This window comes from Streptomyces tateyamensis, from assembly GCF_003205575.1.
In the GTDB taxonomy this organism is placed as follows: domain Bacteria; phylum Actinomycetota; class Actinomycetes; order Streptomycetales; family Streptomycetaceae; genus Kitasatospora; species Kitasatospora tateyamensis.
Genome location: NZ_PYBW01000010.1, coordinates 101,270 through 111,896 on the forward strand (window position 1 = coordinate 101,270; position 10,627 = coordinate 111,896).

The window sequence follows — 10,627 nt, forward strand, 5'->3', positions numbered from 1 at the left end:
CCGCCGGCCACCGGCCACGAGGCTTGGGGCATCCCCGCACGCCCTCTCCGGCCTGGAGCCCCGTGACCTCGCCTGCCCCCGCCGCCGCCCCTGCCACCGCCGCCGCGCTGCCCCTGTTCACCACCTACCGCCGGGTGTTCGACCCACCCGGCGCCCTGGCCTTCACCCTGGCCGGCCTGGTCGGCCGGCTCGGCTACTCGATGCTGGGCGTGGCGATGCTGACCGCCATCGTCAGCAGCGGCCACTCCTACGCCCTGGCCGGCGCCGTCAGCGCCGCCGGACTGGCGGGTGTGGCACTCGGCCTGCCGCTGCTCGGGCGGTTGGTCGACCGGTACGGACAACGCCGCGTCGCGGTGCCCGCCGCCCTGTGCTCCGCACTGCCGCGCACGGCCGCGCCGTTCCTGATCCACTTCGCGGCTCCCGGCTGGCTGCTCTGCCTGGCCGCCTTCGCCGCCTCCTGCGCGCCCAACCTGGGCGGCATGGCCCGGGCCCGCTGGACCCACCTGCACCACGCCGACCCCGGCCTGCTGCACAGCGCCAACTCCCTGGAGCAGACCCTCGACGAGGTCTGCTTCACCCTCGGACCGGTCCTCGGCGCACTGCTCTGCGGCGGCGGCAGCCCGGCCGCCGGGCTGCTGCTGGTCTCGCTGCTCAGCACCGCCGGCGCGCTGCTCTTCGCCGCCCAACGGCGTACCGAGCCACCCGTCGCGCCGGCCCCGGCCGGCGGCACCGGCTTCCCGCTCCGCGCCCCGGGCGCCGCGCTGCTGGTGGCCGTCTTCGGTACCACCGGGATCGTCTTCGGCGCCATGGAGATCACCACCCTGGCCTGGTCCCGGGCGCACGGGCACCAGGCGGCCACCGGGCTGCTGCTCGGGCTCCAGGCCGCCGGCTCCGGCCTCTCCGGCCTGGTGCTCGGACTGCGCCCGGCCCACGGCGCGCCGTATCGCCGCCTGCTGCTCGGGCTGACCGCGATGGCCGCGGCCCTGCTGCTCCCGCTCGCGGTGGTACTGCTGGGCGGCGGCCCGGTGCCGCTGGGCCTGGCCCTCTTCCTGGCCGGCACCGGCACCGCGCCGACCATGGTGACCGGGATGACGCTGCTCCAGCGCGTCCTGCCCGCCGCCGCCCTCAACGAGGGGATGGCGATCGCGGTCTGCGGGATCGTGGTGGGCATCTCGGCCGGCTCCGCAGTGGGCGGCCTGGCGGCCCAGCACACCCCGGGCGGCACCGGCTTCGCCCTGCCCGCCGCGGCCGCAGCCCTGGCCCTGCTGCTCGCACTGACCGGCCGCCGGGCGTTCGAGCACTGACCAGCCGCCGGGCGTCCGAGCACCGAGCCGCCGCCGGGAGTTGGAGCGCTGACCGGCCGCCGGGCGCCCGAGCACCGAGCCGCCGCCGGGAATCCGAGCCCTGACGGCGCACCATGGCCGGGACCCCCCACCGCTTCCGGTTCGAGCACTGACCGCCCGTCAGTGGCCCCGGCTACCGTTGCCGGCATGGGGAACGGGATCACGTACCGGCGCGGTGACGCCACCAGCCCGCAGGCCAAGGGGCCGAAAGTGATCGGACACGTCTGCAACGACCTCGGCGGCTGGGGCAAGGGTTTCGTGCTGGCCCTGTCCCGCCGCTGGCCCGAGCCGGAGGCGGCCTACCGGCGCTGGTACCGCGAGCGGGCCGGCAACGACTTCGGGCTCGGCGCCGTGCAACTGGTCCAGGTGGCCCCGGACACCTGGGTGGCCAACCTGGTCGGCCAGCGCGGCATCCGCACCGGCCGCTCCACCGGCGCCCCGGTCCGCTACCAGGCGATCGGCACCGCACTGGACCGGCTCGCCGACCTGGTCCTCCCGCTCCAGGCCTCGGTCCACCTCCCCCGGATCGGCTGCGGGCTGGCGGGCGGCCGCTGGGAGCTGGTCGAACCGCTGGTCACCGCCCGCCTCACCGACCGGGGCATCCCGGTGACGGTGTACGACCAGGACTGATCCGGGCTGCTACGGCTGCGTCCAGGTGTACTCGTACTCCGGCAGTTCGCCGGCGCCCGGGAAGTGGGTGGTGCGGGAGTCGGTGCGGTGGCCGCCGGCCCGTTCGTAGAAGGCGATGGCGCGGTGGTTGTCGGCCAGCACCTCCAGGTAGAGCGGGGCGCCGGGGTGGCTGCGGGCAGTCTCCGCCCGCAGCGCCCCGAGCAGTGCGCCGCCCAGCCCCGCGCCGGTGCGCCCCGGCCGCACGTGCAGGTTGTCCAGCAGCACCCGCCCGTCCGGCTGCGGCACCAGGTAGCCGAAGCCGAGCAGGTCGCCGTCGCCGGACTCGGCCAGCAGCAGCACCGGTTGGGCGGCCGGCTCGCCGTAGTCCGCCTCCAGCCGCAGTTCCCACAGCTCGGCGCGCTGCGCGGCCAGCCCGTCGCCGAGCACCGCGGGCGGCACGATCCCGGCGTAGGCGGTCCGCCAGCTCTCCGCGTGGAGCGCCGCCACCGCGGGCGCGTCCGCCGGACCGCCGGGCCGTATCGAAAGTTCGTCTTCGATCATGATTCCCATCCTGGCACGCCCTGCGATCCGCCCAACAGACTTGAACGCGTTCAAGATGATCGCTACTGTCTAGCTGCCAAGGGAGATTGAACGCGTTCGAAACGAGGGGTCCCCATGTCGTCCGCCAGTACGCCCATCGACACCAGTTGGATCCGGTCCCGAAGGGCCGCCGGCTGATGGCACCTCACCTCGGCGGGTGGTGGCACCGCAGGCGGAGGGGATCTGCGGTGCCACCGCTCGGCTAGGCTCGACAGCCATGGGCGAGCAGACCGGGATGGACCAGCAGGACACCGAGCAGGCGGGGACCGCCGGGCCCACCGGGCCTGACCAGCCGCAGGCCGCCGAGCTGCCGGGCGGGCGGGCCCGCCCGAAGACCGGCAAGAGCGAGCAGACCCGGGCGCTGATCCTGGACACCGCGATGCGGCTGTTCCAGGAGCGCGGTTACGAGAAGACCACGATGCGGGCGATCGCCACCGAGGCGGGCGTCTCGGTCGGCAACGCGTACTACTACTTCGCGGCCAAGGAGTTCCTGATCCAGGGCTTCTACGACCAGATGACCCACGATCACGCCGCCGACGCCGCCCGCCGGATGGCGCACACCCGCGACTTCGCCGAGCGGCTGCAGATCGCCCTGGAGTCCTGGATCGACACCGCCGCGCCGTACCACGAGTTCTCGGCCCAGTTCTTCCGCACCGCCGCCGACCCGTCCAGCTCGCTCAGCCCGTTCTCCAACGAGTCGCACCCGGCCCGGGCCACCGCCGTGGCACTCTTCCGCGACGTGCTGACCGGCTCCGAACTGGCCCCCAAGCTGGACGCCGAACTGGCCGACCTGCTCCCCGAACTCCTCTGGTTGCACCTGATGATCGTGGTGCTCTACTGGGTCTTCGACCGCACCCCGGACACCGAGCGGACCCGCGAGTTCGTCCGCCGCTCCACCCCGATGGCGGGCCGGGTGATCAACCTGTCCCGCTACCGGGTCTTCCGCCCGATCGTGCGCGACGCCAAGGGCCTGATCCAGGACTTCATCCTGCCGACCATCGGCCGCACCGCGAAGTGAGGACCGGATCCGCCGGCAGATCCGGACCCGGCGTCAGAAGGAGTCCGGGTTCCAGGCCTTGAGCGGCGTGGTCAGCAGCTGGTCCGCGGCGAATGCCGCGCCCGGGCGGCACTCCTCGACCAGACCGGCAGCGGCGAGCCGCGAAGCCGACTCGGCGCCCAGGTACAGGCTGCCGAGCGCGCTCGCGGACAGCGCCAGGTCCGGCTCGTCCTCGGTGCGCACCGCGCGGCCCGCACCCTCCTGGTCCGCCTCCAGCGCCCAGCGCCCGGCCGCGAAGCCGTCCGGATCGGTTACCTCCAGCACCACCCGCCCGGCCGCGGCGTAGCGGCGCGCCGCGAAGGCGGTCGGCACGTCCAGCACCCGCAGCCAGGTGAAGTCGGCCGTCTCGGTGATCGTCGCGGCCCGCGGGTCGGTCAGCAGCAGCGGCAGCGGGTCGTCCGGACCGAGGTTCTCCACCACCACCTTGGTCGTCCAGTCCACCTCGGTCAGGTAGCGCCACAGGCTCACCGCGGTCGGCAGGTCCAGTGCCAGGAAGTCCTTCACCTGCACCGTGCCGTCCGGCACCACGCCGTCCCAGTCGCTCTTGACCTGGTACACCGCCAGACCCGTGACCTGGCCGGCCGCGTCCCGGTGGGCCACGGCGAACGGCTCCTTCCACCCGTCGGACACCGGCAGGACCAGCTCCCCGGTGACCGTCTTCCAGTGCTGCTCATCGCGGTTGATCGCACCGGGCTGCTGCCGGCGCCAGCGCTCGTGCAGCTCGGGACCGAGCTTGCCCAGCTCGGCCATCGAGACCAGGTCCAGCCGCCCGCCGACCGCGCCGGCCAGCTCGGCCCGGATGCCGCCGGCCCGCTTCAGGTCGATTTTCCGACCGACCATCCGGGTGGCCGGGCCGAAGCCGAACCGGCCGTAGATCCCGTACTCCGCGGCGATCAGGATGGCCACCGCCTCGCCGCGGTCCTTGGCCGCGGCCAGGTCCTGACGCATCATCCGGGTGAGCAGCCCGCGCCGCCGGTGGGTCTGCGTGGTGGTCACCGCGGTGACCGCGGAGGCCGCCAGCGACGCGCCGCCGGGCAGCGTGAGCTGCAGCGGGAAGCTGCGCAGCGTGGCCACCACCCGCTCGCCCTCGAAGGCGCCCAGGGTGCGCCCGGGGAAGAGCCGCTGCCGGCGCACCTCCTCCGCGAGCGGAGCACCGGCCCGCAGGAAACCGACGTTCACCGCATGGCACCAGGCGCTCAGCGTCTCCTCGGTGACAGCCTTGATCTCGATCGCACCGTCTTGGCTCATCCGCCCAGCCTAGGGACGCGCCTGGTCGAAGGCATCCGGATTTCCGACCCGGCGGACACCGCCCCCCGGCCGCTCGCCCAGCGGTCGGAAAGACCCTAGGACGACCGCTCGTCCAGGGGCTGGGCCAGCCGCTCGACCAGCCGCGCCGTCGGGATCTCGACCCAGTTCATCGTCCGTGCCGTCCGGTAGCCGAGCGCGTGGTTGATGTCGATCATGTGGGTGTTGGTGGCCGCGGTGGTGGTGAAGACCAGCTCCAGGTCCGGGCGCCGGGCCAGCAACTGCCGCATCAGGCCCGCCTTGACCGCCCGCCCGAGCCCGCGGCCGCGGTGCGCGGCCAGCACCGCGGTGTCCTGGACGAAGGCGTGCGCCGGGCGGTGCTGGTAGTGGTGCACCACGTGCATACCGGCCACCTGCCCGGTGGCCTCCTCGACGGCGACCGCCACCCACGGCTCGATGCCGGCTTCGGCGACCTCGCGGTCCTCGGTGCGGATCTGGTCCGCGGTCCAGCGCGGCGCCCGGTAGCTGGTCCGACCCTGCGGCGCGTCGTTGACGGCCCGTCGGGCCAGCGCGTACGACTCGACCAGCTCCTCGGGGGTCGGGCCGGTCCACTGCACCAACCGGTAGCCGTCCGGCACCGGCACCTCCCACCCGCGCGCCGGGACCTCGGTGGTCCGCAGCAGCTGCATCACGGTGCTGTGCGTCACGTCGAACCCGAGGCCGGCCACCCACGAGGCGGCCGCCGCGTCGGGCTTCATCGGCAGACCGAACACGGTGCCGCGCCCGGACTCCAGCACCGCCGGCAGCACCGACCGCAGCAGCTCGGTACCGAACCCGCGCCGCCGCAGCTCGGGGTGGACGTGCACCTCGACCCAGGCGATCCCCTCGTTCGGGGCCTCGGGCAGCGACACCCGGGCGGAACCGGCCAGCCGCCCGCCGAGGTGGCCGGTCCAGGTCCGGCCGGGTCCCTCGTGCACCGGCGGGGTGCGCAACCGGCCGACCGCGGCCTCGCGGGTCATCGGCGGATCCTCCGGGAAGTCGGCGGCCCAGGCCGCCGCCCGCATCAGGTGGTAGCCGTCCAGGGTCTCCTGGTCGGCGCGGTACGGGTCGAGCGGGCGTATGTCGAGGGTCACCGGATCTCCGTGGTACGTAGGCTGACGACCCATCATGCCGGTCAGGGCCTGGCGTAGAAATCCGGGGTGCCCAGGGCCCAGAGGCTGGACCGGGTGATGGTGGCGCCGGTGTGGGGGGCCTGGATGATCTGGTCGTCGCCGAGGTAGAGGGCGACGTGGTGGATGTCGGCGGGGCGGCCGGTGGTGGACCAGAAGACCAGGTCGCCCGGGCGCAGCTGGCGGTAGCTCACCGGGGTGGACTCGGCGTACTGGTCGGCGGCGAAGTGGGTCAGCCGCTTGCCGCCGGCCCGCCAGGCGAGCATGGTCAGGCCGGAGCAGTCGTAGCCGTCCGGCCCCTCGCCGCCCCAGATGTAGGGCAGGCCGAGCTTGCCCTGGGCGAAGGCGAGGGCCTGCTCCGCGCCGGTCCCGGCGGACGGGGCGGGCTGCGGCGGTGCGGCGTTGGCGCGTTCGGCGGCGGCCCGGGCGGCGGCCGCCGCCTGCTCGGCGGCGATCGCGTCCAGCGCGTCCTGGCGGCGCCGCTCCAGGTCGACCGTGGTCTGCCGGGCCGCGGCCAGCTGCCCGAACAGCTGCTCGCGGCGCTCGGCGAGCCGGCCGACCTGGGACTGCTGCTCGGCCACCCGCTGCTGGGCCTGGGACCTGGCCTGGGCCACCGCCAGCACCGCCCGCTCGGCGGCGTCCGCGCAGTCCCGGGAGGTGCGGGCCGCCTCGGCGGCCTCCCGGGCGGTGCTGGTGGCGGCGTCCAGGATCTGCCGGGTGCTGCGGCCCGCCTCGCCGACCGCCGCCGCCTGCTCGCTCGCGGCGCGCGGGCCGCGGGCGCTCAGCAGCGCGTCCAGGGCGGACAGCTCGGGAGTGGTGCCGGCCCGGTAGGTGGCCGCGGCCAGCCCGGCGGCCCGCTCCGCGGCCTCGGCGCGGGCCGCCTCGGCCCGGGTCGCGGCCTCGGCGGCGGCGGCCGCCGCACCGCGGGCCGCGGTCAGCCGCACCTGCGCGCCGTCGTACGCCTCCACCGCCTGCTCGGCCAGCAGCGCGGTGCGCTCCAGCTCGGACTTGGCGCCGGCCAGTTGGGCCTCGATCGCGCCCGCCGCGCCCGCCTTCAGGTCCGCCTCGGCCCTGGCCCGGTCCACCTCCGCGGCGGAGGGGTAGGGCCGACCGTCCGGCGCGGGGTCGTCAGCCGGCACCGCGGCGGGCCGGCCCAGGGCCGGGGCCAGGGCGCGCACCGCGGCGGGCCGGCCCAGGGCCAGGGCCGGGGCGACGCCGCGCACCGCGACCGGCGCCGGCACCGGGGCGGCCGCGGCCGCGGGCACGCCCGGTCCGGCGAACAGCCCGGCCAACGCCGCGAAGGAGAACACCGGCCGCGCCACCCGCACCCAGACAGCCCCTCGTGCACAACCCAAGACAGCCTCGCATCCGTCGTCGCGGCGCCTCTGGACGACCGGGCGGCCGGGTCCCCAACGACCGGGCAGCCCCTCACCAGAAGCCGTTCAAAGATCAACGAAATATCCCATGACGTGACTATTCAGTCGCTCGACGTAATAGTGTCAAACCTGACAAGTCGTCGGCGCCAGCCGGGTGCCGCCGGGCGAGTGAGATCGTAGGCGAACCGACCGAACGGCCCAGCGTCCGCCGACGGCGGCTCAGCCAGTGCACCGCCGGGCCCGGGCCCACCACGCCGCCCGGGCCAGCGGCCACAACCCGACGCCACCGGGCCGCACCCGGACGTCACCGGGCCCGGCTCGCAGCCGACCGGCTCAGCCCCGGCGGCGCCCGGTCCTGGACCGGTAGGAGCGGGCCCGTCCCGCCTGCACCGTGCGCCGGCGCTGGTCGGCGGCGCGTTCCGTGGGCGGGGCCGACCGGTGCGCCGAGCGCGCCGGGTCCAGGTGCGCGGCCGCCCGGGCCGCCACCGCCTCCGCCACCCGGTGGGTGGTGGTGTGGTGCGCAGGCACCTTGTCCGGCGCACCCGCGATCAGGTCGAACAGCCAGGTCCGGGCCCGGTCCGCCCGCGCGTGCAGCAGCCGCTCCCGGCGCAGCGCCCGGGCCCGCCGGCGCGGCCGCTCGGCGTACCGCCAGCGGGCCCACGGGCTGGACGGGCGGGCCAGCCGGATCGCCCCGATCCAGGAGATGCCGGGGACCATGATGCCCAGCAGGCCGGTCCACATCTTGCCCTTGAACAGCGCGACCACCGACAGCAGCGCGTTCACCGAGATCACCGCGACCAGGCCCCACCGCCCGCCGCCGTCCGTGCCCGGGCCCGGCACCACGCCGAGCGGCACGTACCCGGTCAGCAGCAGCGCGGTGAACAGGATCCCGAGGATCACCGCGTCCACCGACTTGCGCCCCTGCGCGCTCCAGTAGACGTCCTCCAGGTGCAGGATCAGCGCGAACTCGTCCAGTACCAGCCCGCAGCCGATCCCGAACAGCAGCCCGAACCAGTCGATCCACGGGTGCCCGCCGTTGGTGGCGAACACCCCGATCCCGGCCACCAGCAGGCAGCCCACCCCGAACACCATGTGGTGGATGTGCAGCCCGCCGGGCGTGATGTTCCCGGGCCACCAGCGCACCTGGGCCCGGATCATCCGCACGCTGAACCGGATGAGCAGGAACGAGCAGATGAAGCCCACCAGCAGCAGGAAGAGCGGCTGCTTGTGCGCGGCCACGATGTGCTCGTGGTAGCTGTCGACCAGCCCGGCCAGCGGCACGGCACCCTCCTCCTTCCGGTTCACCTAACGGTCGGTCAGAAGCCGCGGGTGCGCTTGGCCGCCCGGCGCGGGCCGGTCAGGTACGGCACCAGCCGCCCGCCCAGCGCCTCGGGCCCGGGCACCTTCATGAACAGCCGGGCCACCTCGCCGCCCAGGTTCACCCCGATCGCCAGCGCCATCGCGATCGCCGCCGCCCGGCTGACCGAGACCAGCCCGGCCGAGGGGTGGCCCTGGGCGAACGAGAGCATCCCCAGGTACAGCGCCGAACCGGGCATCAGCGGCCCGAGCGCGGCGGTCACGTACGGCAGCGCCGAGGCGTACCGGTAACGCGCCATCAGCTGGCCGAACAGACCCACCACCCCGGCCGCTATCCCGGTGGCCACGATCGCCGAGATCTTCGCGTTGTAGGCCAGCACGCCGAAGACCGCCCAGCCGATCCCGCTGTTCAGGGTCACCATCGCCAGGGTGCGCCGGCTGGTCTGCAGCAGCATCGCGAAGGCCAGCGTGAGCAGCATCGCCGCGACCAGCTGGACCGGCGGGTTGCGGGTGCTGATCAGCGACTCGTCCGGTTTCAGCTGGGCGTCGAAGTTGACCCCGAGGTAGAGGATCAGCATCACCCCGATGACGATGCCCGCCACCAGGTAGACCACCTCCAGCAGGCGGGCGGCGGCGGTGATGTAGAAGCCGGTCAGGCCGTCCTGCACCGCGGCCACCAGGGCCCGCCCGGGCAGCAGCGCGAACAGCCCGCCGGTGACCACCACCGAGCCGCGCAGGCCCAGGTGGTTGAAGGAGAGCAGGATGCCGGAGGTGGCGGCCGGCATCGCGGCCACCACGAACTGGTAGAACTCCGGCAGCCCGCGCTTGGCCACGGCGGAGGCCAGCCGGTCCCCGATCACGGCCGCCACCAGCGCGTTGACGAAGACCAGCCAGGCCTTGCCGTCGACCCGCCCGCCGACCAGGAAGGTGGCCGCGCCGGCCAGCAGCCCGGCGGTCAGCGCCAGCAGCCAGGCCGGGTACGGGTGCCGGTTGCGCCGGATCACCGCGAGCCGGCGGTAGGCGTCGTTGATCGACACCTGCGCCCCGGTGATGTCCGCGACCAGCCGGTAGACCGCGGCCAGCCGGGTGTAGTCCGAGGTTCGTCGGCGCACCACCCGGGCGGCGGTGACGGGGGCCTCCACCAGCGAGGGCTGGTAGGAGATCGAGATCAGGGTGAAGGTCACCTGCGGCTCGCAGCGGTCCAGCGCGTAGGCGTGGGCGACGCCGAGCATCGCGGCCTCCACGTCCTCGGCGCTCTCGCCACTGGCCAGCAGCAGCTCGCCGATCCGCAGCGTCAGGTCGAGCACCCGGGGGACGCCGCGGGCGCCGGCCTCGGACTTGGGCTCGTGCGGGGTCCGCTCAGGGACCGGGCGCTCGGACATGGGGGTGCGCAGCAGGGTGCGCATCCGGTCCGGCCAGGGCGCCACCCCCACCGTGCCGGGCGACAGCAGCGCCTGCGCACCGGTGGGCGGGTTGTAGCCGACGGCCCGCCAGACCTCCGGGGTCAGGGTGTCCTCGGAACCGCCGCCCAGCTCGGCGAAGACGGCGAACTCCTCGGTGTGCTCCGGGTCCGGATCGGCGCCCGGGATCGGGAACTCGCCCCGGTCCTGGTCCAGCCCGGCGGCGGCCGCCGGCAGCACCGATCCGGCCGGCGCGACCGGCCCCGGGCCCAGCAGGCCCTCGGTCGGCCGCGCGGCGGCGGGGGAAACCGGGACGGCACCACGCCCCACCTCCGGTTGCCGCTTCCTGCCGCCGCCCGCTCGGCCCCGCTTAGGCACTGCCACTCCTCGTCCGCTCCGCCATCAGGCATGGTGATCTTCGTGTCCACCATGCCGGACCGCACCCGGTACCGCATATGTACACAAAGGCCATATGCACCCAAAGGCGCGGTCGAGCCGACGATACGACTTG

Annotated in this window: 9 protein-coding genes; 3 read left to right on the forward strand and 6 right to left on the reverse strand. The window is 74.7% G+C overall.

Annotation, left to right across the window (positions count from 1 at the left end):
• Window positions 1–62: 62 nt before the first annotated feature.
• Together C7C46_RS02595 and C7C46_RS02600 are read left to right on the forward strand one after the other, a co-directional pair.
• Window positions 63–1,304, forward strand: coding sequence for an MFS transporter (locus tag C7C46_RS02595; protein WP_181442149.1), 1,242 nt, complete (start codon window positions 63–65; stop codon window positions 1,302–1,304).
• A 186-nt stretch (window positions 1,305–1,490) separates the two neighbouring features.
• The gene (locus C7C46_RS02600; protein WP_110665154.1) at window positions 1,491–1,973 is read left to right on the forward strand and encodes a macro domain-containing protein; all 483 of its coding nucleotides are present in this window, start codon (window positions 1,491–1,493) and stop codon (window positions 1,971–1,973) included.
• 9 nt (window positions 1,974–1,982) lie between these two features.
• On the opposite strand, the gene C7C46_RS02605 is transcribed toward C7C46_RS02600, so the two are convergent.
• Window positions 1,983–2,513 carry a GNAT family N-acetyltransferase gene (locus C7C46_RS02605; RefSeq protein WP_110665156.1) on the reverse strand — a complete coding sequence of 177 codons (531 nt, stop codon included), beginning with the start codon at window positions 2,511–2,513 and terminating at the stop codon, window positions 1,983–1,985.
• Window positions 2,514–2,769: 256 nt separating this feature from the next.
• On the opposite strand from C7C46_RS02605, the gene C7C46_RS02610 reads away from it, so the two are divergent.
• Window positions 2,770–3,570 (forward strand): TetR/AcrR family transcriptional regulator, encoded by an 801-nt coding sequence (locus C7C46_RS02610; RefSeq protein ID WP_245984043.1) that lies wholly within the window; start codon window positions 2,770–2,772, stop codon window positions 3,568–3,570.
• A 33-nt stretch (window positions 3,571–3,603) separates the two neighbouring features.
• Here the strand turns inward: C7C46_RS02610 and C7C46_RS02615 are convergent, their stop codons facing one another.
• The 5 genes from C7C46_RS02615 to C7C46_RS02635 all read right to left on the reverse strand — a co-directional run bounded on the left by C7C46_RS02615 (window position 3,604) and on the right by C7C46_RS02635 (window position 10,446).
• Complete coding sequence (locus C7C46_RS02615; protein WP_110665158.1) at window positions 3,604–4,857, reverse strand: GNAT family N-acetyltransferase; 1,254 nt, start codon at window positions 4,855–4,857, stop codon at window positions 3,604–3,606.
• Window positions 4,858–4,952: 95 nt separating this feature from the next.
• Window positions 4,953–5,987: a GNAT family N-acetyltransferase gene (locus tag C7C46_RS02620; RefSeq protein WP_181442150.1), complete on the reverse strand. Its 1,035-nt coding sequence runs from the start codon at window positions 5,985–5,987 to the stop codon at window positions 4,953–4,955.
• A gap of 41 nt (window positions 5,988–6,028) precedes the next feature.
• Window positions 6,029–7,333 carry a C40 family peptidase gene (locus tag C7C46_RS02625; protein WP_146258968.1) on the reverse strand — a complete coding sequence of 435 codons (1,305 nt, stop codon included), beginning with the start codon at window positions 7,331–7,333 and terminating at the stop codon, window positions 6,029–6,031.
• Window positions 7,334–7,732: 399 nt separating this feature from the next.
• Complete coding sequence (locus C7C46_RS02630) at window positions 7,733–8,704, reverse strand: hypothetical protein (RefSeq protein ID WP_245984045.1); 972 nt, start codon at window positions 8,702–8,704, stop codon at window positions 7,733–7,735.
• Window positions 8,705–8,715: 11 nt separating this feature from the next.
• On the reverse strand, window positions 8,716–10,446 hold the full coding sequence (locus C7C46_RS02635) for a threonine/serine exporter family protein (protein ID WP_110665166.1): 1,731 nt from the start codon (window positions 10,444–10,446) through the stop codon (window positions 8,716–8,718).
• Between the last annotated feature and the right edge of the window lie 181 nt (window positions 10,447–10,627).

What these genes read in the sequence shown, in the direction of transcription:
- C7C46_RS02605 (WP_110665156.1), bottom strand. Translation starts at nt 2,513, where the DNA reads ATGATCGAAGACGAACTTTCGATACGGCCCGGCGGTCCGGCGGACGCG.
- C7C46_RS02600 (WP_110665154.1), top strand. Translation starts at nt 1,491, where the DNA reads ATGGGGAACGGGATCACGTACCGGCGCGGTGACGCCACCAGCCCGCAG.
- C7C46_RS02610 (WP_245984043.1), top strand. Translation starts at nt 2,770, where the DNA reads ATGGGCGAGCAGACCGGGATGGACCAGCAGGACACCGAGCAGGCGGGG.
- C7C46_RS02615 (WP_110665158.1), bottom strand. Translation starts at nt 4,857, where the DNA reads ATGAGCCAAGACGGTGCGATCGAGATCAAGGCTGTCACCGAGGAGACG.